We start from the raw sequence: 26,708 nt of genomic DNA, 5'->3' as shown, positions 1-26,708 counted from the left end.
TACAAAAAACCCTCTTTAGTGCGTATATATAGTCGCTCGTCCGACTTTTTCTTTATTTAAAGGTTTTTCATTCACAAAGCTGTCAAAAATGATTATAATAGCAATGTAAGCGATTTACTTAATGGTTCATGTGAGCAAAAAACGTAAATGCTATGTTTGAAAAAGCGTTTACAATAAAAATTATTAGTATGAGGGAGCGATAATTTATGTCAGCAACAAAAGGTTTAGAAGGTATCGTAGCAGCGGAATCTAAAATCAGTTCAATTATCGATGACACACTTACATATGTTGGTTACAACATTGATGATTTAGCAGACAACGCATCATTTGAAGAGGTTATTTACCTACTATGGCACACTCGTTTACCTAAAGCGGACGAGCTTGCTGAGTTAAAACAACAATTAGCAGACAACATGTCTATTCCACAAGCAATTGTAGACCAATTCAAAACGTACCCGCTTTCAACTGTACATCCAATGGCTGCACTTCGTACGGCAGTATCTTTACTTGGTGTATTCGATGAAGAAGCGGATGTAATGGATCCAGAAGCTAACTACCGTAAAGCTATCCGTCTACAAGCTAAAATTGCAACAGTTGTTACTGCATTTGCACGTGTACGTAAAGGCTTAGAGCCAATCCAACCAAAAGCTGAGCTTAGCTATGCAGCAAACTTCCTATATATGTTAAAAGGCGAAGAGCCAGCAGCAATCGAAGTAGAAGCGTTCGATAAAGCATTAGTATTACATGCTGACCACGAATTAAATGCCTCTACATTTACAGCACGTGTATGTGTAGCTACATTATCAGATGTTTATTCTGGCGTAACTGCAGCTATCGGTGCATTAAAAGGACCACTTCATGGCGGTGCAAATGAGCAAGTTATGAAGATGTTAACTGAAATTGGTTCACTTGAAAACGTTGAATCTTACATTCAAAATAAATTAGACAACAAAGAAAAAATCATGGGCTTCGGTCACCGCGTATACCGCAAAGGCGACCCACGTGCACCACACTTACGTGTAATGTCACAAAAGTTAACTGAACTAACTGGTAAACCAGAACTTTATGAAATGTCAGTTAAAATCCATGACATGATCGTTGAACAAAAGAAATTACCTGCTAACGTAGACTTCTTCTCTGCATCAGTGTACGATTCTTTAGGTATCGATCATGACTTATTCACACCAATTTTTGCAGTTTCACGTACTTCTGGTTGGGTAGCACATATTCTTGAACAATATGCTAACAACCGCCTAATCCGTCCACGTGCAGAGTATGTTGGACCAGGCATGCAAAAATATGTTCCAATCAGCGAGCGCTAATTTGGAATTTATGCTAGAATATTTGGGACTGTGTTACTTATAACACAGTCCTATGATTATGAATTTAGGAGGAAACATCAATGTCAAACAAAATTGTAGTTGAAAACGGCGTACTTAATGTACCAAACAACCCAGTAATCCCATTCATCGAAGGTGATGGAATCGGTCCAGATATTTGGGCAGCAGCATCTCGCGTAATTGACGCAGCTGTAGAAAAAGCATATAACGGCGAAAAGAAAATCGAATGGTTAGAAGTTTTAGCTGGTGAAAAAGCATTCAACCAAACTGGTGAATGGTTACCACAAGATACTTTAGACAAAATTAACGAATACCTAATTGCAATCAAAGGTCCTCTTACTACACCAATCGGTGGTGGTATCCGCTCTCTAAACGTAGCATTACGTCAACAACTTGATTTATATGTTTGCTTACGTCCAGTACGTCACTTTGACGGAGTACCTTCTCCAGTTAAACGTCCAGAAGACGTTGATATGGTTATCTTCCGCGAAAACACAGAAGACATCTACGCAGGTATCGAATTCGAATCAGGCTCTGAACAAGCTCAAAAAATCATCAACTTCCTACAAACTGAATTTGGTGTTAACCAAATCCGTTTCCCAGAAACTTCAGGTATCGGTGTAAAACCTGTATCTAAAGAAGGTACTGAGCGTTTAGTACGTTCTGCTATCGAATATGCAATTAAACATAACCGTCCTTCTGTGACTTTAGTACACAAAGGAAACATTATGAAATTCACTGAAGGTGGATTCAAAAAATGGGGTTATGAATTAGCTGAAACTGAATTTGCTGATCAAACATTCACTTGGAACCAATATGATGCAATCAAAGCTGACCAAGGTGAAGAAGCAGCAAACAAAGCACAAGCTGAAGCTTTAGCAGCTGGTAAAATCTTAGTAAAAGATTCAATCGCTGATATCTTCTTACAACAAATTTTAACTCGTCCAACTGAGTTTGATGTAGTAGCTACAATGAACTTAAATGGTGACTATATTTCTGATGCATTAGCTGCTCAAGTTGGTGGTATCGGTATCGCTCCAGGCGCGAACATTAACTACGTAACTGGTCACGCGATTTTCGAAGCTACTCACGGTACAGCTCCAAAATATGCTGGCTTAGATAAAGTTAACCCATCTTCAGTATTACTTTCAGGTGTATTAATGCTTGAACACTTAGGATGGCAAGAAGCAGCTGACATGATCACTAAATCTGTAGAACAAACAATCTCTTCAAAAGTTGTAACTTATGACTTCGCTCGTTTAATGGACGGCGCTACAGAAGTGAAATGTTCAGAATTCGCTAACGAACTAATTAAAAACCTATAATTTTTACGAAATAGCGTAAAAATGATCACTGTAACAATCCGGAATCTGTCAACAGATGTTTGTTTCATGTAAAATTGGTTTGCTACAGTAATAGTAGTACCTGGTTTAATCGAGGGAGAGAGAATTTATTCTCCTCCCTTTTTTAGCATATATCCTAAATTAAAAGGAGCGTATTCAAATGACTTTGAAACGTAAAAAAATCTCAGTAATCGGTGGCGGATTCACCGGCGCAACTGCAGCATTTTTAGCAGCGCAAAAAGAACTTGGCGATGTTGTATTAGTCGATATCCCACAAGCTGAAAATCCAACAAAGGGTAAAGCTTTAGATATGTGGGAAGCTGCGCCAATACAAGGTTTTGATTCTTTTGTAAAAGGTACTTCTAACTATGCAGATACTGCTGATTCTGATGTAGTCATCATTACTGCAGGTGTCGCACGTAAACCTGGCATGAGCCGTGACGACTTAGTTCAAATCAACCAAGGCGTTATGAAAACTGTTTCAAAAGAAATCGCTGCTCATTCACCAAACGCAACCATTCTCGTATTGACAAATCCTGTTGATGCGATGACTTACACAGTATTTAAAGAAACGGGCTTTCCAAAAAACCGTGTAATCGGACAATCAGGTGTACTTGATACCGCTCGATTCTGTGCTTTTGTAGCTGAAGAGCTAAACATCTCTGTAAAAGACATTACTGGTTTTGTATTAGGTGGTCATGGTGATACAATGGTACCACTTACTCGTTATTCTTTTGCTGGTGGTATTCCTTTAGAAACTTTAATCGCTCCAGAACGTTTAGCAGCAATTGTAGATCGCACGCGCAATGGTGGTGCAGAAATCGTCAACTTACTTGGTAACGGTTCCGCATACTATGCTCCAGCAGCAGCACTTGTTGAAATGGCTGAAGCAATCATTAAAGATCAAAAGCGTATACTTCCATCTATCGCCTACTTAGAAGGTGAATATGGTTACAATGATATTTATTTAGGAGTACCAACATTACTTGGTGCAAACGGTATTGAAAAAATCTTTGAACTGGCATTAACGGATGAAGAAAAGGCTGCATTAGATAATTCTGCTGACGCTGTCAAAGCAGTTATGAAAGTTTTAGCTTAATCATAGTTTATGAAATCGAGTAAGATTCATTCTTACTCGATTTTTTTTATGCAGAAAGATATTAAAAAAAGCCACTTTTGTACTTTATACTATGCCTATTTATAAAATGGTTATTCTGCTTTTCGTTGTACTTTTAGAATAAAATTGATACTATGGAGGTAGTATGATAGAAAAGGGGTTGGCGTATCTTTGCTTCAAAAGAACAGTAAGCTTGGTCTCACTATTGATGAAATTACAGTTGGCGAGAAAATTCATATTACTGAAAAAATAGAAGATAAGGATTTATTGCTTTATTTAGGACTTACAAATGATAGTAATCCATTATATATTCAGCATGAATATGCAGCGATGACGCCTTTTAAAAAGCCAATTGTACCAACTATTATGTTAAATGGCATAATTACGTCAGCTGTCTCAAAGTATATACCTGGACCAGGAGCGCGTATTATCGAACAACATTTAACGTATTTAGGACCACTCTATCATTATGAATTATTTGATACGTTTTTAGAGGTAACAGCAGTCAACAAAGTACAGAATACTATTACTGTTTCTGTGCTCTCCTATAATGAACAAAAGCAGCTTGTAATTGAAGGTACATTGCTGGTGACACCACCACTGGCATTATAGCGAGCGTCTTAAGATTTGAAATGGGGGTTTCAAATCACTAACGGAGGCAATATACATGACAAAGACAATTTTAGTTGTAGAAGATGAGTTTTCTATTGCGACCTTATTAAAATATAATTTAGAACAGGCTGGCTATTTAGTTGAGACGGCAGCCGATGGTCTAGAAGGGCTAAATAGAGCCATGGAAATTCAGCCCGATTTAATCCTTTTGGACTTAATGCTTCCGAAGTTAGATGGTATGGAAGTTTGTAAGCAAATTCGTCAACAACGAATGAATACACCGATTATTATGTTAACGGCAAAAGATGATGAATTCGATAAAGTACTTGGTTTGGAATTAGGCGCTGACGATTATATGACAAAGCCTTTTAGTCCACGCGAAGTATTAGCACGTGTTAAAGCGGTTTTAAGACGCTTTACACAAAATGTTGTGATTGAGGATAAGGATGCATCTCAAGAAAAAATGTACGAATTTGGACAATTACGCGTATTTCCTGAGCGTTTTGAAGTATTTTTACAAGAGGAAGCACTGGAATTTACACCGAAAGAATTTGAGTTGCTTATTTATTTACTCGAAAACAAAAACCGTGTCTTAACGCGCGATCAGCTTTTAAGTGCTGTCTGGAAGTATGATTTTGCAGGCGATACTCGTATTGTAGATGTGCACATTAGTCACCTCCGCGATAAAATTGAAGAAAATAGTCGTAAACCGATGTTTATTAAAACAATTCGTGGTCTTGGCTATAAATTTGAGGAGCCGAAAACTTCATGAAATCAATGAGTAACCGCTTATTCTTGACATTCATGCTCTCACTCGGAACGATTCTAGCTGTCCTAATGATTGTTATAGGTCAGCTTTTTCCTGTTTATGTAGAACAATACAAAGAGCAGGCGAGCTCATCCAGTCAAGAAGCAATCGAAAAAGTACTAGAGGAACGTCATATTACTTTATCTGAGGAAGATAAAAAAGCATTAGTCGCATCTCAAGCAATCGAAATAAAGGACTCGCTCTTGTCATACGTGCGTGCCCGTCTGTATGGTGTTTTGGCGATATTATTTACGATTACGCTGTTATTAATAGCTGTTGTAAGTCGTTACATGATTGTCAATTTCACCGCACCGATTGATAATGTAACCGAAACGGCGCTTGAACTAGCAAAAGGAAATTACCGTGCTCGTGCACACGAGAATGAGCAGGAACGCATGATGCCCCTTAGTCATTCCATCAATATTTTAGCGCGTAATTTACAGGATATTACGACGATTCGTGAAGTAGAGGAAGAAAGGTTAAAAACGTTAATTGAAAACATGGGAAGCTCACTTATGATGATTGGACGTGAAGGGAATATTTCAATCGTCAACCGCGTATTTTTAGAGCGCTTTGGCATGCAACTTGAGGATGTACAAGGAAAAGTTTTTCGTACGATTGGCTTACCAAAAACGCTTGAGCAATTTATAGACCACGTGTTTTTAACAGAAATGCCCTATCGCCAACAAATAAAAATGGAAGTACAGCAGGAGTTATATAATAAAGAAGTGTACGGTGCTCCTGTTATTGGCGACCACGGACGTTGGCTAGGCGTTGTCATTGTTATGCATGATATAACAGAACTTGTTCGCTTAGAGCAAATACGGAAAGACTTTGTAGCCAATGTATCACACGAACTGCGTACGCCGATTACATCCATTAAAGGCTTTTCTGAAACACTGCTTGATGGTGCATACAAGGATGAAAAGATGCTGCTGTCTTTTTTAGAAATTATGCATAAAGAGAGCAATCGTCTTCAAATGCTCATCCATGATTTATTAGAGTTATCTAAAATCGAGCAACATGGTTTCACGGTAAATATTATGCCTATGGGCTTGCAGGATGTACTGATACGTGGTGCAGAATTAACAGGGCCACGACTCGATGAAAAAAATATGAGCTTTCATGTGGATATTGCTCGTGATGTGGAAGTAATGGGGGATGCGAATCGCGTTATTCAAATTGTAACGAATTTAATAACAAACGCCATCACCTATTCACCAGAAGATACAACCGTCACGATTCGCTTGAAGGAAAATGATATGTATGGAATTATTGAAATTGAAGATGAAGGTATAGGGATTGAAAAGCATGAAATTGCACGTGTCTTTGAACGTTTTTATCGTGTCGATCGTGCACGTAGTAGAAATTCGGGTGGAACCGGTTTAGGGCTAGCCATTGTTAAGCATTTAGTGGAGGCACATCATGGGCGAATTCAGGTAGAAAGTAAAGTAGGGGTTGGCACAAAAATGATTGTAATGATTCCTAAAAAATTAACAAATTCTTTACAATAATTATATGTAAGATTCAAAATAGAGGGCTATACTGTTTTATAGAAACCCCCTATTTTGTGAAGACGAAAATAATTAAGAAAAAATCTTGATAACTTGTATGAAGATTTTTATGGTTGCTACTTTAGCTTTCGCCACAGAAGAATCTATTTCCAAATTTATTTTGGGGATAGATTTTTTCTGTTTTACACGTAGTAGATTTAGGTGTAAAGTATAGTAGCATAAAAAATTGAGAGAAGGTTGACCATGAAAATCGTCAAAAGTTTCGTGCAAATTGGCTATCTTTATATAATATTATTTATTGGGAATAGCATTGCTCGTTTACTTCACTTGCCGATTCCCGGTAGTATAATTGGACTTATTTTATTATTTTTAATGTTACAGTTTCATCTTATTAAGTTAGAATGGATTGAGTTAGGCGCAGGGTTATTACTTGGTGAATTGTTATTGTTTTTCATACCTTCCGCGATAGGTATCATTGATTATGATGCATTATTCGGTATACAAGGCGTGAAAGTAATACTCGTTATTTCAGTAAGTGCATTTGTAGTAATGTTAGTGACGGGTTATACTGCGCAGTGGTTAGAGAGAAAGAAGGGTGATGCTGCATGAACATAGTGATTGCTGTCATCAGTTTATTAGGGACCATTGCGATTTTTTATGCTTGCAAAGCGCTCTATCAAAAGTTTAGTAAAGAATGGCTTACGCCAATTTTGATTAGCCCGTTAGTTATTATTTTATTGTTGCTAGTAACTGGTACATCCTATGAATCTTATAATGCAGGGGCTGATATTTTATCGAATTTATTAGGGCCTGCAACCGTTGCATTTGCTGTACCGATTTATAAAAATTTTGATCTATTAAAAAAACATGCATTTGAAATCGTCCTAAGCATTGCTATCGGATCAGCCGTTGCAATCGCTTCTTCCTTTATTATAGCGTTAGTAGTTGGGCTAAATGATGAGCTAGTTCATAGCTTAGTGCCACGGTCTGTCACAACGCCTATTGCGATGGATATTTCCAATATGATAGGTGGTTCACCTACGCTTACTGCGGTTTTTGTTATGACAACGGGTATTTTAGCTAGCCTGCTTGCACCAATCGTGATGCGGATCTGTCGTTTCCAAAAGCCATCTGCAAGAGGGTTAATGCTTGGCATGGGCGCGCATGGAACGGGTACGTCAAAAGCATTTGAATTAGGAGAACTAGAAGGTACTTTTGCTAGTTTAGCGATGATTGTAGCTGCCCTAATAAGCATTGTGTTGTCAGCTACATTTTTCCCAGTGTTAGAACATTTCGTTATGAATATCCTGTTACCTTCATGGTGACGGGATATTTTTTTGTAATTGTATGTGTGCCAGTCACTCAAACAATTTAATGAAGCGGGATTATCTAATTTTACTTTATGAAATTATTTTGAATCTTTTTATGAAATATCCCGTATACAATAGTACTAAGCATAAGGGAGGAACAGACATGAGTGTGAAAAGGACACTAATGATGGTAGGGCTTGGGATTTTCGGCATTGTAGCACTAATCGCTGTATTTACTTCATGGTACACAGTCGATGAATCGGAGCAAGCAGTTGTCATCACGTTTGGCCGTGCTGATGAAACGGTAACAAATCCAGGTTTACATTTTAAATTGCCTTGGCCTGTACAATCCGTTGAGATTTTGTCAAGAGAAACATTTAGTTTACAGTTTGGCTATAAGCAAAATAAAGAAGGTGAATTGGAAGCTTATGATGTTGAAACGAAAATGATTACAGGTGATGAATATATTGTTTTAACAGATCTTGTAGTGCAATGGAAAATTACAGATCCTAGCAAGTACTTATTTAATGCACAAAATCCAGAAGAAATATTACATAGCGCTACTTCAAGCGCCATTCGCTCAATTATTGGTAGTTCAACAATTGATGCTGCCTTAACAGACGGAAAAGCAGATATTGAAGCAAAAACGAGAGAATTGCTCGTTTCACTTATAGAAAAATATGATATTGGTATCGGTGTTCTAGGTGTCAAATTGCAGGATGTTGAACTACCAAATGCAGAGGTACGTGCAGCTTTTACAGCGGTAACAGATGCACGTGAGACAAAAAATACAAAAACCAATGAAGCGCAAAAATATAAAAACCAACGCATTAGTGAAGCGAAGGGTGAAAAAGATGCCATCATTTCAAAAGCAACTGGTGCAAAAACAGCACGTATTGAACAAGCCTATGGTGATGTAGCAGTGTTCAATAAAATGTATGAACAATATAAGGGCAATCAACAAATAACACGAGAACGTTTAATTTTAGAAACGCTCGAAAATGTTCTTCCGAAGGCACAAATTTATATTATGAATGATGATGGTAGTACGATGAAGTATTTGCCATTACAAGCATTACAACCAACAGCACAACAGGAGCCAAAAGAACAGCAGGCACCAACTGACAAAAAAGAAGGGAGCGGTAATTAATGGACCAGAAAAATAAAGATCTTGAAAAATTTCTAAATTTTTTATCAGGGAAATCAAAAAATACTGCTCCAAGTGATGGAGACAATGTTATCAAGATGTCAAAAAAGGGCCCGTTGAATCCTAAAAAATACATTTCTCTTGTTGTCACATTAACTGTTGTATTTGCTATTGCCATTATTCTTTTTGCTAATGTATATATCGTAAAAGAATCTGAATATGCTGTTGTTCGACAATTTGGGGAAGTAGTAAAATTTGAACGTGATCCAGGGCTTAAAATGAAAGTACCATTTATTCAAAGTGTAACAACGCTACCCAAAAATCAAATGACCTATAATATTTCGGAGGAAGAGATTAATACAAAGGACAAAAAACGTATCATTATTGATAATTATGCAGTATGGCGCATTACAGATCCAAAAGCACTAATCTCCAATGCGGGTACGCTGGCGAAGGCGGAATCTAGAATGGAGGAGTTTATTTATTCTGTCATTCGAACAGAGCTTGGTCAACTTAAATACGATGAAATCATTAATGATGAAAATTCCTCAAGAGGTAGTTTAAATGATCGTGTAACAGCACGTGTAAATGAATTATTGCTTAACGATAAATACGGTATTGAAGTAGTAGATGTACGTATTCGTCGAACGGATTTGCCAGCGGAAAATGAGCAGTCCGTATTTACGCGTATGGTTTCAGAACGACAATCAACTGCACAACTATATTTATCACAAGGTGATGCGGATAAACGCCGTATCGAAGCACAAACAGATAAAGAAGTGCAAGAAATGCTAGCAAAAGCTAATAAAGAAGCAGCATTGATACAAGCGGAAGGAGAAGCGGAGGCAGCTAAAATTTACAATAGCTCCTTCTCTAAAGACCCAGAATTTTATTCGCTCTACCGTACGTTAGAATCGTACAAGAAAACAGTTGGTGAGGATACGGTGATTATCTTGCCGTCTACTTCACCGTATGCAAAAGTGTTATCAGGCTATATAGAGTAATACTGGAATCCTTGCAGGGGTTAATAAAGAATAGCTAAATATAATAGATAGTACTAGTTGTTAGGAGCTAAGCGGTGACTTCTGCTTTGGACGCACACAGCGTAAGACGCGGGCATTCCGTGCATTAGCGAGGATTGCGGCTTACTGTGCTGAACAGAAAGCACCGCCGAAGCGGACAATAACAGCGTAGCAAAAAAGTGTTAGATTGACTGCCATCAATCTAACACTTTTTCTCTTTTGACCTTGTAGTAATGCTAGTATCCAAACTATGAAATTAATTCTAACAAATAATTGGTTGTGTTATAGACTGCTATTTTCTGATAAAATGATGTTGTTTAGAAATGATAGATGGGGGTAATAGCTGTGAAACTAACCATTAGCACGTGGCTCCAAAACTTAGGGATTGCTTGTAGCATCGCATCGTTTTTTACACTTTTCTTTCGTATATCTGATTTTGCTTGGATGACGAACAGTGTTTATCATATACCGGTATTTTTTGTTATTTTATTTTTATTAGGATTAGTTATTGCAGAGGATGTACGCAAAGCTTTTAAAAAAATATTTTGGTACGAGAAACGGCAAGAGAAACGTCCAATTTGGCAGGTGGGCATTGGTTTTATTTTCTTTCTCGCGCAAATCGGCGTAGTCATGGTGTTTAGTGCAGGACTAACACAGTTAAAACTAGGCGGTATGCCGCTATTTTTTGTTATTGCTTTTATGAATGCTTTCATGATGACAGTTATTTATGAGGAAATTTTCTTTCGTCAAGAAAGAGCTAAAAATGTTAGTCAATAAGAGTAGAGTCGATTGCATGTGCAATTGACTTTTTTTATGGATTTAACTGAAAATACCATGGAATGTTGCGTGATTTTAATTTTTCAACTGATCTGCGTCCCTATGATTGGTAAAAAGTCTGTTTTCCCGATAAAGTAGAGGAAAGAGGCATTTTCAAACATACGTTTTCGTTTTACAATGAAAAGAACGACAACTTCAGGAGGAAATAAGATGACTAAGGAAAAATTGCTATTACTAGACGGTAATAGTTTAGCTTACCGCGCTTTTTTTGCATTGCCACTGCTGACAAATGATAGCGGTATTCATACCAATGCAGTGTACGGCTTTACAACAATGTTGCAACGAATTTTGGAGGAAGAACAACCGACGAAGATGCTCGTTGCTTTCGATGCAGGTAAAACGACATTCCGTCACGATACATTTACGGAATATAAAGGTGGCCGTCAAAAAACGCCACCAGAACTTTCAGAGCAGTTTCCTTATATTCGCAAACTGATTGATGCTTATGGAATTAAACGCTATGAGCTTGACATGTACGAAGCGGACGATATTATTGGCACATTGGCAAAAGAAGCAGCAGGACAGGATATGGAAGTTATTATTGTGTCAGGAGACCGTGACCTTACCCAGCTCGCAACGGATAAGGTAACAGTGTATATTACGAAAAAAGGCATTACGGAAATCGAAAAAAACACACCTGCATTTATCGAAGAAAAGTATGGCTTAACACCTCTTCAAATTATAGATATGAAAGGTCTAATGGGGGATGCCTCTGATAATATTCCTGGAGTACCTGGTGTTGGCGAAAAAACGGCTGTTAAATTGTTAAAAGAGCATGGCTCAGTTGAGGCACTGTATGAAGCGATGGATACGTTAAAGGCTTCCAAGATGAAAGAAAAGCTTGTTGCCAATGAAGAGCAGGCATTCATGAGTAAAAAGCTTGCTACAATTTTTACTGAAGCACCGATTGATTTAACGTTAAATGACCTTGCTTATGGTGGACCAAATGAAGAAGAACTAATTAGTGTGTGGCAGGAGCTCGGTTTCAAATCACTACTAGATAAAAGTAATTTTACTGTGGAAGAACACCAACAGGCACCATTTGCTTTTGACATTGTACAAGAAGTGAAGCCAGAGCACTTAAAGGACGTTATGGCGATACATGTAGAGTTAGAAGATGAGCATTATCATACTTGTCAGCAACTAGGTATTGCTTTAACAGATGGCACAGCTACGATTTATGTGCCATTTGAAGTGGCTTCGTCATCAGATTTGCTACGTCGATGGTTAGAAGATGCTACGAAGATTAAATATATAACAGATACGAAAGCAGCACAGGCGGCTTTAAAGCGTGCGGGTATTCGTTTAGCAGGGGTGGAGTTTGACCTATTGCTCGCTTCCTATATTAATAACCCTGCACTTAGCGGTGATGATGTGGCAACACTTGCAAAAGATTTAGGCTATCGAGAAGTACAAGCAAATGAGGCGGTCTATGGTAAAGGAGCAAAACGTGCTATACCAGCAAGTGATGTACTAGCTGAACATGTTAGTCGTAAAGCGTTTGCTGTGTGGACATTACAACCTAAACTAGAGGCATTGTTAAAGGAAAATGAACAGTTTGAACTGTATAAAAACTTGGAACTACCACTTGCGTCGATTTTAAGTGAAATGGAAAGTGAAGGGATTACAGTAAATCGTGCCACACTTGAAACGATGGGGCAGGAGCTAAGTAATAAATTAGTAGTGATTGAGCAGGAAATTTATGCGGAAGCGGGCGAAGCATTCAATATCAATTCACCGAAGCAATTAGGCGTTATTCTTTTTGACAAGCTAGGTTTACCAGTGATTAAAAAAACGAAAACAGGTTATTCCACAGCAGCAGATGTGTTGGAAAAATTAAAGCCAGAGCATGCCATTATCGAGCATATTTTACTGTACCGTCAGCTCGGTAAGTTACAATCAACGTATATTGAAGGCTTGCTAAAAGAAATTCATAAAGAAGACGGAAAAGTACACACACGCTTCCAACAGGCATTGACGTCAACAGGTCGCCTAAGCTCAACGGACCCTAACCTACAAAACATTCCAATTCGTTTAGAGGAAGGGCGAAAAATTCGTCAGGCATTTGTGCCATCACAAGAAGATTGGATTCTTTTCTCTGCGGATTACTCTCAAATTGAGTTGCGTGTACTTGCTCATATGTCAGAGGATAAAAACTTAGTGGAAGCTTTTCGTGAAGGCATGGATGTTCATACACGTACCGCGATGGATGTTTTCCATGTAACCGCAGACGAAGTTGATAGCAACATGCGTAGAGCTGCCAAGGCAGTTAACTTCGGTATCGTGTATGGCATTAGTGATTATGGATTATCACAAAATTTAGATATCACACGTAAGGAAGCAGCAATTTTTATTGAGAAATATTTTGCCAGCTTCCCTGGTGTAAAAAACTATATGGATGAGATTGTCCAGGATGCAAAATTTAATGGTTTTGTCACAACGTTATTGAATCGTCGTCGTTATTTACCAGATATCACGAGTTCGAATTTCAATCTACGAAGCTTTGCAGAGCGCACAGCGATGAATACGCCGATTCAAGGAAGCGCTGCAGATATTATTAAAAAAGCTATGATTGATATGGATGCTCGCTTGAAAAAGGAAAACATGCAAGCAAAACTTCTTTTACAGGTGCACGATGAATTAATTTTTGAAGCTCCTAGAGAAGAAATTGGCTTGCTAGAAAAAATTGTACCAGAGGTTATGGAAAATGCCATTGAGTTGATTGTTCCATTGAAAGTGGATTTCAACTATGGGGCAACTTGGTACGAAGCAAAGTAAGGAGGGGTAAAATGCCTGAATTACCAGAGGTAGAAGGTGTCGTGCAGGCATTAAAGCCGGAAGTTGAAGGTCGCACAATTAAGCAGGTTCAACTGTCAGAAATTGTCCGCTTTTCTTATGATGAAGGAAAGCAATGTATCGTTAAGCAAGCTGAGCCCGATGCATTTGAGATGGCATTATCTCAAATGACGATTACGAAGATTGAGCGTCGTGCAAAATATATATTTTTTCATTTGGTGAAAGAAGACGTATCCTATGTATTAGTCAGTCATTTAGGCATGACGGGTGCATGGTTTATCGTCAACACGCCTGAAGAAATCAATGAAGAAAAATTTAAAAAGCATATTCATGCGACTTTTCAAATGGCAGATGGTGGCTATTTAATTTATTCAGATATTCGCCGTTTTGGTGAGTTGCGATTTTTAACGAAAATTGAAGATCATGCGCCACTGACAAAAATGGCACCTGAACCGTTTGATGAGACAGCATGTGATTATTTTATAGCCAAATCCATGTTACCGAAATACGAGAAAAAAGCTGTTAAAGAAGTGATTATGGACGGACAAGTGATTTCGGGCTGTGGCAATATATATGCGACAGAAGCATTATTTGCTCAAAAAATTCATCCTGCCCGCAAAATGAACCGCATAAGTGAAAAACGAAAACGTGCACTTTTTGAGGCAATTGTTGACGTCCTGCGCCAGAGCATTAATGCGGGAGGTTCAACGATTTCGGATTATCGTAATATTAATGGCGAGGCAGGAAGCATGCAAAACCGATTACAAATGTATGGTAAGAAGATATGCCCAGTGTGTGGAACAGGGACGAGTCAGATGACAATTGGTGGACGTACATCGGTGTATTGTCCAAATTGTCAACATTAAAGGGGAATTTACTATGATTATCGGACTAACAGGAAGTATTGCAAGTGGTAAAAGTACAGTCGCCAAAATGATGACAGCGCTTGGATTACCGATTGTCGATGCAGATGTTGTAGCGCGTGATGTTGTGGCACCAGGAACGGAGACGTTGGCACTTATTGTCCAAAATTTTGGTGCAGACATTTTACTTGAAGATGGCAACTTAAATCGTCCAAAGCTTGGTGATATTATTTTTCATGAGCCGGCGAAACGCAAAATTTTAAATGATATTATGCATCCTGCTATTCGTCAGGAAATGTTACGCCAACGCGATGCATATATAGAGGCTGGACAAAAGCATGTCGTGATGGATATTCCATTACTGTTTGAAAGTAAATTGGAGCATTTTGTAGAGCGAATACTTGTTGTTTCTGTTAGTGAAGAAGTGCAACTTCGACGATTAATGGAGCGCAATCAATTATCAAAGGAAGATGCGCTAGCTCGTATGCATTCACAGTTACCCATGTCTGTGAAAGAAAAAAGTGCACATGCGGTGATTTACAACAATGAAAATTTACAACAAACAGAAGAGCAGTTAAAGAAAATTCTGACGCATTGGGGCGTACTTTAGTCAAAAAGCGCAACGTTAATTACTACACAGAGAAGCTCCAAAAAGCCATCGAGAGATTATTCTTGATGCCTTTGTTATTTTTAACCTTTTTGTACCACATCTTAGATTAGTTGGGGTGCTCGCCCATAGAAGAAATCAACCAGTTTGTAGCCAAAGGCATTCTAGGCACAGCAATTATTGCTGTGCATTTTTTTGTTTATAAGCGTAATAATAAGCATGAAGTACTGAATTTTTTTATTTCAAAAAAGGTGCTATTTTTCAGAAAATAAGAACTTTTTTATTATGGATATATAATGTTCATCTTTTTTAAAATTGTGTTATACTAATTAGCATAAAGTATATAATGAATATGAGTATGCACTCACAGGAGGATTTTATAATGACAGTATCAGTTGCTATTAACGGTTTCGGACGTATCGGACGTATGGTTTTCCGCCAAGCGATCGTACAGGAAGGTTTAAATATTGTTGCAATTAACGCAAGCTACCCAGCGGAAACGTTAGCACATTTGATTAAGTATGACACAAATCACGGAACATTCGAAGGTACGGTTGAACCAGCAGATGATGCTTTAATTGTAAATGGTAAACGTGTCCAAATTATTAGCGAACGTGATCCATTAAAATTACCATGGGCTACAATGGGCGTGGATATTGTAATTGAAGCAACTGGTAAATTCAATGATCGTGAGAAAGCAGCAATGCACCTTGAAGCAGGCGCAAAGAAAGTAATTTTAACAGCTCCAGGTAAAAACGAAGATGTTACAATTGTTTTAGGTGTAAATGATGAAAAGCTTGATGTTGAAAAACATGATGTTATTTCAAATGCTTCTTGTACAACAAACTGCTTAGCACCAGTTGCAAAAGTGTTAAATGATACATTTGGTATCGAAAGCGGTTTAATGACAACAGTTCACGCATATACAAATGACCAAAAAAACTTAGATAACCCACATAAAGATTTACGTCGTGCGCGCGGTTGTGCACAATCGATTATTCCAACATCTACAGGTGCTGCAAAAGCATTAAAATTAGTGTTACCAGAATTAGAAGGCAAAATTCACGGTATGGCACTTCGTGTTCCAACACCAAACGTATCACTAGTTGACCTTGTTGTAGATTTAAATACAGACGTGACAGTTGATTCAGTTAATGCTGCATTTGTCAAAGCAGCAACAGAAGGGCCGATGAAAGGTATTTTAAACTTCTCAATTGAGCCACTTGTATCTGCTGATTACAATACAACAACATACTCATCTACAGTTGATGGACTTTCAACAATGGTGATGGGTAACCGTAAAGTAAAAGTACTTGCTTGGTACGATAATGAGTGGGGCTATTCTGCACGTGTTGTAGACCTAGTGCAAAAAGTTGCAAAAGCGCTAGAAACAGTTAACGCATAATGAACGCTATTGGCACATTGAAATCTTATGGTTTCAATGTGCTTTTTTTGTAAGTTAGGATGTAAAGCAAATTGTTTGAGTGCCTGGCACCAAATGAACTTTTCTTATTTGTAGGAAATTTGTTATAATACAAATATCAAATTGTTGTGGAATCAGGAGAGTAAAAATATGAGATGTCCTTCTTGCCAATTTAACGGAACACGCGTAGTGGATTCGAGGCCAGTAGATGATAATAAAGAAATTCGTAGACGTCGTGAATGTGAGTCGTGTGGCTTTCGTTTTACAACGTTTGAAAAAATTGAAGAAACACCGTTAGTCGTTGTGAAAAAAGAAGGCTCACGGGAAGAGTTTAGCCGCGAGAAGGTGCTGCGCGGTCTTATTCGTGCTTGTGAAAAACGTCCTGTTGCTTTAGATGTTTTAGAGGGACTTGTACTATCTATTGAAAAAGACCTTCGCCGTATTGGGAACGCTGAGGTACGATCAGAGGATGTAGGAGAAATGGTGATGGATCGTTTGGCAAAAATTGATGAGGTGGCCTATGTTCGATTTGCCTCGGTTTATCGTCAGTTTAAGGATATCAATGTATTTATTGAGGAAATAAAAGAAATTATTCAACGTCAAACAGAGCAAAAATCTTAGGAAAAACAGAGAGGGTGAATGACGTTGATTCATTTGTATAAAGAATTGCAGCCCGCAGATACTTTTGACATTCGTCTACCTCATGCGCTTTCCACGATGGAACGTCAATTAGTCACGTTATTTTATCAACCTCTAACGGGTGCTGAACCAATCAGTCTTTATTTAACACTATGGGCTGAAGCAGAGCAAATGCCAAAACAGCAAATGAATCATTATTATTTAATGAATGTGCTAGGACTACCAATCGGTAAAGTGTTCGAAGCACGTATTGCACTTGAAGCAATCGGTTTGTTACGTACTTGGAAAAAAGAAGAGGCAGAACAGCGAAGCTTTTTATACGAGCTTATGCGCCCGCTTGATGCAGATAGCTTTATGAAAGATCCTTTATTATCAATGTTTTTGTTTAGTAAAATCGGAGAGCAGGCGTATCGGAAGTTGCGCCAACGTTTTATTCAGCCTATAAGGGGTACAGAATATAAAGATGTATCACGCGCCTTTATGGATGTTTTTAAACCGGTTAATACCAATATTCCTACCGATTTGCAGGGTGGCATTGATAGCAAAGAAAATGCACAAAAGGTCTATCCGTTTTATTTTGAGCAATTTGATTTTGAGTTGCTACAGGCAGGTTTATCTGACCAGTTAGTACCCGCAAATTTACTGACGCTTGAAGTGCGTGAAACAATTGCCAAATTAGCATTCCTCTATCATTTAACGGCATTGGATATGCAAAAGGTTGTTATTTTAGCGCTTGATGATGAGTTAGGTATTTCACAAGAACGATTACGAAAAGCGGCAGCCGATTTTTATAAGCTTACTGTTTCAAAAGAGCCACCAAAGCTTGCCAAAGTATATACTCCACCGGTTGAGGAAGATGCTGTTCAAAAAACAAAAGATCAGGAGTTGCAACATTATTTAGAGTCAACACCTCCTGTCCAAGTGTTGCGAGATATTAATAACGGTAAAGAGCCATTGCAAACATCTGTACAATTAGCTGAGAGCTTAATCGTGCAACATGGGATGCCGGTAGGCGTGGTTAATGCACTACTTGAATATGTCATGCTATCTACGGATATGAAGCTACCTAAAAAGTATGTGGAAACCATTGCCGATCACTGGGTGCGAAAAAACATTAAGACGGCGAAGGAAGCAATGGAACTTGCACGTCAAGAACATGATAAATATACAACGTGGAAAAATAAACCACAGGCACCAGCTAAAAATAATAATCAGTATGTCAAAGGGCGAGCGGATAATAAGCGTAAGGAAAAAGTACCTGAATGGTTTTATAAACGCAATGAGCAACCAGACGAGAGCGCTTCTTCAAGTACGATGGATTTTGAAAAAGAGCGCCAAAAAATATTAGCAATGCTTGGAAAAAGCGATAAGTAAAGTAGGTGAACGGTAATCGAACCAATTAATAAAGCATTAAAAAGAGCCATTAATGTACCATCATTTCAAGAGCGATATGAGGCGATGAGGCGAGAGATTTTAGAACACCCTCGTGTGCAGGCCTTTTTAGCAGAACACGCAGAAGAATTAAGCTACGATGCTGTTGAGCGCAATTTACCAAAGCTACATGAATTTATTAGTCAATCGACAGTGTGCTGTGGTTGTGATCATACAGCGCATTGCACCAATTATTTAAAAGGTTTTATTCCGACATTACGTGTTGTACGCAATACGGTTGAAATTGATTACGTGCGCTGTGAACAAAAGGTGCGTGAGGACGAACGTCGGGATGTTGCCAATATGATTGCTAGTATGCATATGCCAAAAGATGTGCTGCAAGCGACAATCCAAGATTTAATGATTGATGATGAATCCCGTGTGCTTATCGCGCAACGGGCGGCACAATTTGTTAAGAAAACTGAGGAAACAGGGCAATTGCCAACGAAAGGCTTTTATTTATATGGGAAGTTTGGTGTAGGGAAATCCTTTGTGCTTGGTGCACTTGCGAATGAACTGGCTTCCAAAAAAATCCGTTCCGTGGTCGTTTTCGTACCCGAATTTTTACGTGAAATGAAAAATGCAATCGGTGATAATACGCTAAATGAAAAAATAGATTATGTGAAAAAAGCGCCGGTATTGATGCTTGATGATTTAGGGGCAGAAACAATGTCAGCTTGGACACGCGATGAAATTTTAGGGACAATCTTCCATTATCGAATGGCAGAACAATTGCCAACATTCATTACCTCTAATTTTAACTATGATGAATTAGAGCATCACTTAGCGCAGTCTCAAAAAGGGGATATTGAGGTCGTAAAAGCTGGCCGTATTATGGAACGTGTGAAAGCTTTGACGGAGCCAATAGAAATGCGTGGAAAAAATCGACGTTTGTAACATTGACAGTTGCAATTTATGACAATCGAGCGTATACTGTCTCATATACTATATAGCACAATGCAATGATGAGGACATGAATTTTGTGTAACGGCTTTTAGAGAGGGAAGTCATCGGCTGTAAGCTTCCTAGTTTGGACACATTATTTACTACCTACTGAGCAGCGAAAGGGCATATCTTTCGCCGGTCCCTAGCCCGTTAGCTAGCCTTGAGCTTCGTCTGATGATTTTATCGGAAGGAAGAAGGGTGGAACCACGAGCATACGCTTCGTCCCTTTTGTGAGGGACGGGGCTTTTTTGTTTTTTAGGGTTTTTTGTGCAAGCTTACGTTAACCATAAGATTCGCTGTTTCATCATGCATCACTAAATTTAACCAAACAAGGAGTGCAACAAAATGTCAGACATGATTAAATTAACGTTCCCAGATGGCGCTGTAAAGGAATTTGCAAAAGGTACATCTACTGATGATGTGGCATTATCTATTAGCCCAGGACTTCGTAAAAAAGCCTATGCAGGGAAAGTAAATGGGGAATTAGTAGACTTAAAAACACCAATTGAAGAAGATGCAACAATTGCCATTATTACACAAGATGATGAGGCAGCATTAGAAATTCTTCGTCACTCAACAGCCCATTTAACAGCACAAGCGATTAAGCGCTTATTCCCTGAAGTAAAACTTGGTATTGGTCCGGTTATTGAAGGCGGCTTCTACTACGATATTGATGCACCAACACCAATTACTGCTGAAGATTTACCAGCAATCGAAAAAGAAATGAAAAAAATCATTGCTGAAAATCTAGAAGTAGAACGTAAAAACGTTAGCCGTGCAGAAGCACAAGCAATTTATGAAGAAATCGGCGACGAATATAAATTAGAATTACTTGAAGCGATTCCAGCTGATGAGCAAGTGTCTATTTACTACCAAGGGGAATTTTTCGACCTATGTCGCGGTATTCACGTACCATCAACAGGTAAACTACGTGAGTTCAAATTATTATCATTAGCAGGTGCCTATTGGAGAGGGAACTCTGATAACAAAATGCTACAACGTATTTACGGTACAGCTTTCTTCAAAAAAGAAGAATTAAAACATCATCTTCAAATGTTGGAAGAAGCAAAAGAACGTGACCACCGTAAAATCGGGAAAGAATTAGAATTATTCACTACTTCTCAAAAAGTAGGTCAAGGTTTACCACTTTGGTTACCAAATGGTGCAACAATCCGTCGTGTGATTGAACGTTATATCGTAGACAAAGAATTAGCGCTTGGTTATAAACATGTCTATACACCAGTACTTGGTTCTAAAGAGCTTTACCAAACTTCTGGTCACTGGGATCATTACCAAGATTCCATTTTCCCACCAATGGAAATGGATAATGAGACATTAATTATGCGTCCGATGAACTGTCCGCACCATATGATGGTTTACAAAAACAGCATGCACTCTTATCGAAATTTACCATTACGTATTGCTGAACTTGGAACAATGCACCGTTATGAAATGTCGGGCGCTGTTTCAGGGTTACAACGTGTACGTGGGATGACGTTAAATGATGCACATATCTTTGTTCGTCCAGACCAAATTAAAGCAGAGTTCCAAAAAGTTGTGCAGTTAATTTTAGAAGTGTACAAAGACTTTGATTTAAAAGATTACTCATTCCGTCTGTCTTACCGTGATCCAGCAGATACAGAGAAGTACTTTGATGACGATGCAATGTGGGAAAAAGCACAAAGTATGTTAAAAGAAGCAATGGATGAGCTTGGCTTAGATTACTTTGAAGCAGAGGGTGAAGCGGCGTTCTATGGCCCTAAACTTGACGTACAAGTAAAAACGGCCATTGGTAAAGAAGAAACGTTATCAACTGTACAATTAGACTTCTTATTACCAGAACGCTTTGACTTAACATATGTAGGTGAAGATGGTAAACCACATCGTCCAGTCGTTATTCACCGTGGTGTTGTGTCAACAATGGAACGTTTTGTTGCCTTCTTAATTGAGGAATATAAAGGGGCATTCCCAACTTGGTTAGCACCAGTACAAGTAGAAGTAATCCCAGTATCAAACGAAGCGCACTTCGACTATGCGAAACAAATCGAAGAGCAGTTGACAGCAGCTGGATTACGTGTTGAAATGGATGACCGTGAAGAAAAACTAGGGTACAAAATCCGTGAAGCACAAATGAAAAAGATTCCTTACATGCTTGTTATTGGCGATAAAGAAGTTGAAGCTAACGGTGTAAACGTGCGTCGTTACGGCTCAAAAGATTCAGAAACAATTGCATTCGAAGCCTTCTTAGCGAATATTAAAGCGGAAGTTGCACGTTTTTAATTGAATAAAGTACTTGATTATCTTTAATTATTTGTACTATAATGACGTATAAACTGTAAGTGTATTACACATACTAATTATGAGATTGTAAAAATATTTGACAATCTAAATTGTACATGCTAATATAATTAAGGTTAATGAATACAAAGTTTGTGGTTGAAGTAGAGGCTGCCCGCTTCTCACCTGATACAACGCTTAGGCTGTGAACAGGTATGACACGTTGAATTGTTTTGCGTACACTTACGCATGCACATATAGCGGGCGGACATCTTCAAAATGTCCGTCCTTTTTTTATGGACATGACAAGAGGATGTACCGTTCAACCGGGCAAGGCTTTGCCCAAACCATGTATTCGCGACAACTACTTGGAGGTGGATTACTATTAGCAAAGACATGTATGTAAACGAAGGCATTCGCGCACGTGAACTTCGATTAATCGATCACAATGGTGACCAGCTTGGTGTAAAGACACGTAACGAAGCGCTAGAAATCGCCACTCGTGTAAACTTGGATCTTGTCCTTGTGGCCCCTCAAGCCAAGCCGCCAGTCGCTCGTATCATGGACTATGGTAAATTTAAGTTTGAACAGCAAAAGAAAGACCGTGAAATTCGTAAAAATCAAAAAGTCATCGTAATGAAAGAGGTTCGCTTGAGCCCAACAATTGATGAACATGATTTCCAAACGAAGCTACGTAATGCGATTAAATTCCTTGAAAAAGGCGATAAAGTAAAATGTAGCCTCCGTTTCAAAGGTCGTGCGATTACACACAAAGATATTGGTCAACGTGTGTTAGATCGTTTTGCTGAAGCTTGTGCTGAAGTATCTACGGTTGAACAAAAACCGAAGATGGAAGGCCGAAGCATGTTCTTAGTTCTTCAACCAAAGAACGAGAAATAATATTAGACGAACAGTTTAGGAGGAATTCGACATGCCAAAAATGAAAACTCACCGTGGAGCTGCGAAACGTTTCAAAAAAACGGGTTCAGGTAAATTAAAATATGACCGTGCTTACGGAAGCCACTTATTCGCAAACAAATCTACGAAACAAAAACGTCACCTACGTAAAGCGAACGTTGTATCATCTGGTGACTTCAAACGCATCAAATCATTACTTGTTTACATGAAATGATTGATAACACAAAATAAACTAATATTCATTTTTTAATGAAAAGCAGGAGGTAATTCATATGCCACGCGTAAAAGGCGGAACAGTGACGCGCAAACGTCGTAAAAAAGTATTGAAATTAGCTAAAGGTTACTATGGTTCTAAACATACATTATATAAAGTTGCTAACCAAGCAGTAATGAAATCAGGTCAATATGCATACCGTGACCGTCGTCAGAAAAAACGTGATTTCCGTAAATTATGGATCACTCGTATCAACGCAGCTGCTCGCATGAACGGTCTTTCTTACAGCCGTTTAATGCACGGTTTAAAAGTTGCTGGTATCGAAGTTAACCGTAAAATGTTAGCTGACTTAGCTGTAACAGATGCTGCAGCATTCACACAATTAGCAGAAGCTGCTAAAAAAGCAGTAGCGAAATAAAAAAGAGCGACTAAGTCGCTCTTTTTTATTTCTGCCCCGAAAGCGGAAGCGACAGGGGCAAAATATAAATAAATTTCTGCCCCGAAAGCGGAAGCGACAGGGGCAAAATATAAATAAATTTCAGCCCCGAAAGCAAAGCGACAGGGGCAAAATATAAATAAATTTCTGCCCCGAAAGCAAAGCGACAGGGGCAAAATATAAATAAATTTCTGCCCCGAAAGCGGAAGCGACAGGGGCAAAATATAAATAAATTTCAGCCCCGAAAGCAAAGCGACAGGGGGCAAAATAAGGTTTCAGCCCCGAAAGCAAAGCGACAGGGGCAAAATAAGTTTTCAGCCCCGAAAGCGGAAGCGACAGGGGCAAAATATAAATAAATTTCTGCCCCGAAAGCAAAGCGACAGGGGCAAAATAAGTTTTCAGCCTCGAAAGCGGAAGCGGCAGGGGCAAAATAAGGTTTCAGCCCCGAAAGCGGAAGCGACAGAGGCAAAAGATATTTGGCATTGAAGCGAAGCGACAAGTGCAAATAAATTAGTGTATAGTGAAGACTGGTGGGGTTATTTCATCAGTCTTTTTTACATAGGAGGTTGTGTTTTAATGGCTCAAGCTTTACTTGCCTATATGGCAATTGTTTCAGTTGTATTGCTTGTTATGATGGGTATGGATAAATCGCGCGCAAAAAAGCATGAGTGGCGCATTGCGGAACGTACGTTGTTTACCTTGGCAATTGCAGGAGGGGCTGTTGGTGGCGTATTAGGTATGTATTTATTCCGTCATAAAACACGCCATAACAGTTTTGCGTTTGGCTTTCCATTGATTGCAGCAATTCAAATTTTTATAATCGTGCAATTATGGAGTAGCTCATTATAAAAAACTTAAATTGTGTAGAATTGTGTGAGTGCCTGGCACATCCTCATGTGGCACATCCTCATGAAGAGGATGTGTCACGCATAAGTTGTTCAATGGGTTGCTTCCAGTTGATTTTAGCGTTAGGATAGTTAAATAAAATTTCTTGTTGGAGATATTCGAAGTCACTCCTTGTAAATCCTTGTAAAGTTGCAGTGTCGCGGGCACCAACGAAAATTGTAACGACCTCAAACGCATCTTCGGTCGTACCCAAGTATTTTTCACCTTCAAATAGCGCACCCTTAAAAGAAATAAAGAAATTCTTTCGAACATTTTTTACGTCATCATAAAAGTAATATTGGCCTTTTTCATAGGCTTCATCGAGTTTTCGTTTAGGATCGGTTATATATCGAATCGCTTTATAGAATACATAGATAATAAGCGCAATCACTGCAAGTCGAATAAGTAATGGTAACATTTAAAAAATTCCCCCTTGAAGAAAGGTTATTCCTACCTATACGATTGGGGGAGACATTTAGTTTCACTTTATACAAAAAAATTTTAGAAATTTAGGAGAAAAAAATGAACTTACAACAATTATTTACGATGCAAAAAGAACTTGATGATTTTATTGCAAAAACACAAAATATTGAACACGATGTCTTTAAAGAGAAAGGCTTGGCGTTAATGGTTGAGCTTGCGGAGCTTGCCAATGAAACACGTTGCTTTAAGTTTTGGAGTACGAAAGGGCCATCAGCGCGCGAAGTGATTTTAGAGGAGTATGTGGATTCGATTCACTTTATTTTATCGCTAGGGTTATTAAAAGGCTATACGGCTATAGAAAAATGGCCAGTTGTGGAAGAGAAGCGTGATTTAACAGAGACATTTTTAATGACGCAAAACTATATATTAACATTTATAAGCCACCCAACAGAGCATAGTTATGCAGCGATTTGGCAATGCTATGGGTTACTTGCATATAACCTCGGTTTTACATTTGAGGATGTCGTGTCAGCGTATATTGAAAAAAACGAAGAAAATTATAATCGCCAACGAAGTGGCTATTAATTTACTAGACTAAAAAGTAAAAAAAACATCAATTTTCAGACGACTCACTAGGAATATTTCGGTAAACGAAGTATAATAGAGGGGATACAAGATGTAGGAGGCAAAAGGATGACACAACTAGATTCAACTTTGCAAATGTTTAAAGATTTAACAGATGCGAATGGCATTGCAGGCAACGAGCGTGCACCACGTGAAGTTATGAAAAAATACATCGCACCATATGCAGATACTGTTGAAACAGATCATTTAGGGAGCGTCATCGCTAAAAAAGTAGGCGATGAAAACGGCCCTAAAATTATGGTAGCTGGCCATTTAGATGAAGTAGGCTTTATGGTCACTCAAATCGATGATAAAGGATTCATCAAATTCCAAACAGTGGGTGGTTGGTGGAGCCAAGTAATGCTTGCGCAACGCGTGACAATTACAACACGCAAAGGTGAAGAAATTATTGGGGTAATCGGTTCTAAACCACCTCATATTTTACCAGCCGATGTACGTAACAAAGTGGTAGACATTAAAGATATGTTTATCGACGTGGGTGCTGCTTCTAAAGAAGAAGTACTTGAATGGGGAGTATGTCCTGGTGACATGGTAACACCTTATTTCGAATTTAATGTAATGAAAAATGATAAGTATTTATTAGCAAAAGCATGGGATAACCGTATTGGCTGTGCGATTGCCATTGATGTCATGAAAGCATTGAAAGATGAAAAACATCCAAATATCCTATATTCTGTAGGGAACGTACAAGAAGAAGTAGGTCTTCGTGGTGCGAAAACAGCAACTCATAAAATTCAACCAGATATCGGTTTTGCTGTTGATGTAGGTGTTGCAGGAGATACGCCAGGGGTAACACCGAAAGAGTCAACTAGTAAAATGGGTGCAGGTCCACAAATCGTTGTCTACGATGCATCAATGGTTTCACACCGTGGTTTACGTGAATTTGTTTTAGATGTGGCGGATGAAAACAACATTCCATATCAATTTGAAGCAATGGCTGGGGGCGGCACAGACGCTGGCTCAATCCATGTCACAGCAAATGGTGTGCCTGCTTTATCAATCGGTATTGCGACACGTTATATCCACTCACACGCAGGGATTTTACACCGTGATGACTACGATAACGCTGTTAAGCTAATGGTTGAAGTCATTAAAAAATTAGATCGCGATGCAGTAAACAAAATAACATTTGATTAATCGTTATTATAAGTATAAA

27 protein-coding genes are annotated in these 26,708 nt (G+C 38.6%); 25 read left to right on the top strand and 2 right to left on the bottom strand.

Features of this window, described 5'->3' with window-relative positions; all coding sequences use genetic code 11:
* The first annotated feature begins 206 nt into the window (after positions 1 to 206).
* The 22 genes from citZ (at position 207) to rplT (ending at position 23,581) form a co-directional block, all read left to right on the top strand.
* Positions 207 to 1,322, top strand: coding sequence for a citrate synthase (citZ, locus tag C9J37_RS08835; protein ID WP_107895039.1), 1,116 nt, complete (start codon positions 207 to 209; stop codon positions 1,320 to 1,322).
* A gap of 80 nt (positions 1,323 to 1,402) precedes the next feature.
* Positions 1,403 to 2,665: an NADP-dependent isocitrate dehydrogenase gene (gene icd / locus C9J37_RS08830; RefSeq protein WP_069513745.1), complete on the top strand. Its 1,263-nt coding sequence runs from the start codon at positions 1,403 to 1,405 to the stop codon at positions 2,663 to 2,665.
* A gap of 178 nt (positions 2,666 to 2,843) precedes the next feature.
* Positions 2,844 to 3,782 (top strand): malate dehydrogenase, encoded by a 939-nt coding sequence (gene mdh / locus C9J37_RS08825; protein ID WP_024363808.1) that lies wholly within the window; start codon positions 2,844 to 2,846, stop codon positions 3,780 to 3,782.
* 189 nt (positions 3,783 to 3,971) lie between these two features.
* Entirely contained in the window at positions 3,972 to 4,412 is a 441-nt protein-coding gene (locus C9J37_RS08820; RefSeq protein ID WP_024363809.1) for a MaoC/PaaZ C-terminal domain-containing protein, read from the top strand.
* 55 nt (positions 4,413 to 4,467) lie between these two features.
* Positions 4,468 to 5,184, top strand: a complete 717-nt coding sequence (locus tag C9J37_RS08815) for a response regulator transcription factor (protein WP_024363810.1) — start codon at positions 4,468 to 4,470, stop codon at positions 5,182 to 5,184.
* A complete protein-coding gene (pnpS, locus tag C9J37_RS08810) occupies positions 5,181 to 6,734 on the top strand; it encodes a two-component system histidine kinase PnpS (RefSeq protein WP_107895038.1) in 1,554 nt (517 codons plus the stop codon). The genes C9J37_RS08815 and pnpS overlap by 4 nt, the downstream gene beginning before the upstream one ends.
* Before the next feature lie 243 nt (positions 6,735 to 6,977).
* Positions 6,978 to 7,343 (top strand): CidA/LrgA family holin-like protein, encoded by a 366-nt coding sequence (locus tag C9J37_RS08805; protein ID WP_107895037.1) that lies wholly within the window; start codon positions 6,978 to 6,980, stop codon positions 7,341 to 7,343.
* Positions 7,340 to 8,059 (top strand): LrgB family protein, encoded by a 720-nt coding sequence (locus C9J37_RS08800; protein ID WP_107895036.1) that lies wholly within the window; start codon positions 7,340 to 7,342, stop codon positions 8,057 to 8,059. Before C9J37_RS08805 ends, C9J37_RS08800 begins: the two co-directional genes overlap by 4 nt.
* A 148-nt stretch (positions 8,060 to 8,207) precedes the next feature.
* The gene (hflK, locus tag C9J37_RS08795; RefSeq protein ID WP_107895035.1) at positions 8,208 to 9,194 is read left to right on the top strand and encodes an FtsH protease activity modulator HflK; all 987 of its coding nucleotides are present in this window, start codon (positions 8,208 to 8,210) and stop codon (positions 9,192 to 9,194) included.
* Positions 9,194 to 10,195: a protease modulator HflC gene (gene hflC / locus C9J37_RS08790; protein WP_107895034.1), complete on the top strand. Its 1,002-nt coding sequence runs from the start codon at positions 9,194 to 9,196 to the stop codon at positions 10,193 to 10,195. Before hflK ends, hflC begins: the two co-directional genes overlap by 1 nt.
* Before the next feature lie 363 nt (positions 10,196 to 10,558).
* Positions 10,559 to 10,990 carry a DNA polymerase I gene (locus C9J37_RS08785; RefSeq protein ID WP_107895033.1) on the top strand — a complete coding sequence of 144 codons (432 nt, stop codon included), beginning with the start codon at positions 10,559 to 10,561 and terminating at the stop codon, positions 10,988 to 10,990.
* A gap of 210 nt (positions 10,991 to 11,200) precedes the next feature.
* Positions 11,201 to 13,828: a DNA polymerase I gene (gene polA / locus C9J37_RS08780; protein ID WP_107895032.1), complete on the top strand. Its 2,628-nt coding sequence runs from the start codon at positions 11,201 to 11,203 to the stop codon at positions 13,826 to 13,828.
* 11 nt (positions 13,829 to 13,839) lie between these two features.
* Positions 13,840 to 14,712, top strand: coding sequence for a bifunctional DNA-formamidopyrimidine glycosylase/DNA-(apurinic or apyrimidinic site) lyase (mutM, locus tag C9J37_RS08775; protein WP_107895031.1), 873 nt, complete (start codon positions 13,840 to 13,842; stop codon positions 14,710 to 14,712).
* A 13-nt stretch (positions 14,713 to 14,725) separates the two neighbouring features.
* On the top strand, positions 14,726 to 15,319 hold the full coding sequence (coaE, locus tag C9J37_RS08770) for a dephospho-CoA kinase (protein WP_107895030.1): 594 nt from the start codon (positions 14,726 to 14,728) through the stop codon (positions 15,317 to 15,319).
* A gap of 379 nt (positions 15,320 to 15,698) precedes the next feature.
* Entirely contained in the window at positions 15,699 to 16,721 is a 1,023-nt protein-coding gene (locus C9J37_RS08765) for a glyceraldehyde-3-phosphate dehydrogenase (RefSeq protein WP_025220297.1), read from the top strand.
* Between the two features lie 168 nt (positions 16,722 to 16,889).
* Positions 16,890 to 17,360: a transcriptional regulator NrdR gene (gene nrdR / locus C9J37_RS08760; RefSeq protein ID WP_024363821.1), complete on the top strand. Its 471-nt coding sequence runs from the start codon at positions 16,890 to 16,892 to the stop codon at positions 17,358 to 17,360.
* A gap of 18 nt (positions 17,361 to 17,378) precedes the next feature.
* The gene (locus C9J37_RS08755; protein WP_235617065.1) at positions 17,379 to 18,752 is read left to right on the top strand and encodes a replication initiation and membrane attachment family protein; all 1,374 of its coding nucleotides are present in this window, start codon (positions 17,379 to 17,381) and stop codon (positions 18,750 to 18,752) included.
* 24 nt (positions 18,753 to 18,776) lie between these two features.
* Positions 18,777 to 19,706, top strand: a complete 930-nt coding sequence (dnaI, locus tag C9J37_RS08750) for a primosomal protein DnaI (protein ID WP_256093266.1) — start codon at positions 18,777 to 18,779, stop codon at positions 19,704 to 19,706.
* A gap of 393 nt (positions 19,707 to 20,099) precedes the next feature.
* Positions 20,100 to 22,034: a threonine--tRNA ligase gene (gene thrS, locus C9J37_RS08745; protein ID WP_107895029.1), complete on the top strand. Its 1,935-nt coding sequence runs from the start codon at positions 20,100 to 20,102 to the stop codon at positions 22,032 to 22,034.
* Between the two features lie 393 nt (positions 22,035 to 22,427).
* Positions 22,428 to 22,931 (top strand): translation initiation factor IF-3, encoded by a 504-nt coding sequence (infC, locus tag C9J37_RS08740; protein WP_024363824.1) that lies wholly within the window; start codon positions 22,428 to 22,430, stop codon positions 22,929 to 22,931.
* Positions 22,932 to 22,962: 31 nt separating this feature from the next.
* A complete protein-coding gene (rpmI, locus tag C9J37_RS08735; protein WP_069513721.1) occupies positions 22,963 to 23,163 on the top strand; it encodes a 50S ribosomal protein L35 in 201 nt (66 codons plus the stop codon).
* Between the two features lie 58 nt (positions 23,164 to 23,221).
* Entirely contained in the window at positions 23,222 to 23,581 is a 360-nt protein-coding gene (gene rplT, locus C9J37_RS08730) for a 50S ribosomal protein L20 (RefSeq protein WP_024363826.1), read from the top strand.
* Positions 23,582 to 23,701: 120 nt separating this feature from the next.
* On the opposite strand, the gene C9J37_RS27995 is transcribed toward rplT, so the two are convergent.
* The gene (locus C9J37_RS27995) at positions 23,702 to 24,028 is read right to left on the bottom strand and encodes a hypothetical protein (RefSeq protein WP_153063486.1); all 327 of its coding nucleotides are present in this window, start codon (positions 24,026 to 24,028) and stop codon (positions 23,702 to 23,704) included.
* A gap of 147 nt (positions 24,029 to 24,175) precedes the next feature.
* Between C9J37_RS27995 and C9J37_RS08725 the strand changes: the two genes are divergently transcribed.
* Positions 24,176 to 24,448 carry a DUF1294 domain-containing protein gene (locus C9J37_RS08725; protein WP_024363827.1) on the top strand — a complete coding sequence of 91 codons (273 nt, stop codon included), beginning with the start codon at positions 24,176 to 24,178 and terminating at the stop codon, positions 24,446 to 24,448.
* A 58-nt stretch (positions 24,449 to 24,506) separates the two neighbouring features.
* On the opposite strand, the gene C9J37_RS08720 is transcribed toward C9J37_RS08725, so the two are convergent.
* On the bottom strand, positions 24,507 to 24,902 hold the full coding sequence (locus tag C9J37_RS08720; protein WP_024363828.1) for a hypothetical protein: 396 nt from the start codon (positions 24,900 to 24,902) through the stop codon (positions 24,507 to 24,509).
* A 104-nt stretch (positions 24,903 to 25,006) separates the two neighbouring features.
* On the opposite strand from C9J37_RS08720, the gene C9J37_RS08715 reads away from it, so the two are divergent.
* Positions 25,007 to 25,492: a dUTP diphosphatase gene (locus C9J37_RS08715; protein ID WP_024363829.1), complete on the top strand. Its 486-nt coding sequence runs from the start codon at positions 25,007 to 25,009 to the stop codon at positions 25,490 to 25,492.
* Positions 25,493 to 25,600: 108 nt separating this feature from the next.
* Complete coding sequence (locus C9J37_RS08710) at positions 25,601 to 26,689, top strand: M42 family metallopeptidase (RefSeq protein ID WP_069513711.1); 1,089 nt, start codon at positions 25,601 to 25,603, stop codon at positions 26,687 to 26,689.
* Positions 26,690 to 26,708: the final 19 nt, after the last annotated feature.

It is taken from the genome of Lysinibacillus mangiferihumi (genome assembly GCF_003049665.1).
GTDB lineage: Bacteria > Bacillota > Bacilli > Bacillales_A > Planococcaceae > Lysinibacillus > Lysinibacillus mangiferihumi.
The sequence above is the reverse complement of the archived record's forward strand: the minus strand, read 5'-3'. Positions and strand labels throughout refer to the sequence as shown.

Excerpts from the sequence above, each read along its gene's own strand:
- coaE (WP_107895030.1), top strand. The coding sequence starts at position 14,726 with ATGATTATCGGACTAACAGGAAGTATTGCAAGTGGTAAAAGTACAGTC.
- C9J37_RS08710 (WP_069513711.1), top strand. The coding sequence starts at position 25,601 with ATGACACAACTAGATTCAACTTTGCAAATGTTTAAAGATTTAACAGAT.
- C9J37_RS08805 (WP_107895037.1), top strand. The coding sequence starts at position 6,978 with ATGAAAATCGTCAAAAGTTTCGTGCAAATTGGCTATCTTTATATAATA.
- C9J37_RS08755 (WP_235617065.1), top strand. The coding sequence starts at position 17,379 with ATGACGTTGATTCATTTGTATAAAGAATTGCAGCCCGCAGATACTTTT.
- mutM (WP_107895031.1), top strand. The coding sequence starts at position 13,840 with ATGCCTGAATTACCAGAGGTAGAAGGTGTCGTGCAGGCATTAAAGCCG.
- C9J37_RS08715 (WP_024363829.1), top strand. The coding sequence starts at position 25,007 with ATGAACTTACAACAATTATTTACGATGCAAAAAGAACTTGATGATTTT.
- nrdR (WP_024363821.1), top strand. The coding sequence starts at position 16,890 with ATGAGATGTCCTTCTTGCCAATTTAACGGAACACGCGTAGTGGATTCG.
- citZ (WP_107895039.1), top strand. The coding sequence starts at position 207 with ATGTCAGCAACAAAAGGTTTAGAAGGTATCGTAGCAGCGGAATCTAAA.
- hflK (WP_107895035.1), top strand. The coding sequence starts at position 8,208 with ATGAGTGTGAAAAGGACACTAATGATGGTAGGGCTTGGGATTTTCGGC.
- icd (WP_069513745.1), top strand. The coding sequence starts at position 1,403 with ATGTCAAACAAAATTGTAGTTGAAAACGGCGTACTTAATGTACCAAAC.
- C9J37_RS08800 (WP_107895036.1), top strand. The coding sequence starts at position 7,340 with ATGAACATAGTGATTGCTGTCATCAGTTTATTAGGGACCATTGCGATT.
- C9J37_RS08725 (WP_024363827.1), top strand. The coding sequence starts at position 24,176 with ATGGCTCAAGCTTTACTTGCCTATATGGCAATTGTTTCAGTTGTATTG.
- polA (WP_107895032.1), top strand. The coding sequence starts at position 11,201 with ATGACTAAGGAAAAATTGCTATTACTAGACGGTAATAGTTTAGCTTAC.
- C9J37_RS08720 (WP_024363828.1), bottom strand. The coding sequence starts at position 24,902 with ATGTTACCATTACTTATTCGACTTGCAGTGATTGCGCTTATTATCTAT.
- hflC (WP_107895034.1), top strand. The coding sequence starts at position 9,194 with ATGGACCAGAAAAATAAAGATCTTGAAAAATTTCTAAATTTTTTATCA.
- infC (WP_024363824.1), top strand. The coding sequence starts at position 22,428 with ATGTATGTAAACGAAGGCATTCGCGCACGTGAACTTCGATTAATCGAT.
- rpmI (WP_069513721.1), top strand. The coding sequence starts at position 22,963 with ATGCCAAAAATGAAAACTCACCGTGGAGCTGCGAAACGTTTCAAAAAA.
- C9J37_RS08765 (WP_025220297.1), top strand. The coding sequence starts at position 15,699 with ATGACAGTATCAGTTGCTATTAACGGTTTCGGACGTATCGGACGTATG.
- pnpS (WP_107895038.1), top strand. The coding sequence starts at position 5,181 with ATGAAATCAATGAGTAACCGCTTATTCTTGACATTCATGCTCTCACTC.
- thrS (WP_107895029.1), top strand. The coding sequence starts at position 20,100 with ATGTCAGACATGATTAAATTAACGTTCCCAGATGGCGCTGTAAAGGAA.
- rplT (WP_024363826.1), top strand. The coding sequence starts at position 23,222 with ATGCCACGCGTAAAAGGCGGAACAGTGACGCGCAAACGTCGTAAAAAA.
- mdh (WP_024363808.1), top strand. The coding sequence starts at position 2,844 with ATGACTTTGAAACGTAAAAAAATCTCAGTAATCGGTGGCGGATTCACC.
- C9J37_RS08815 (WP_024363810.1), top strand. The coding sequence starts at position 4,468 with ATGACAAAGACAATTTTAGTTGTAGAAGATGAGTTTTCTATTGCGACC.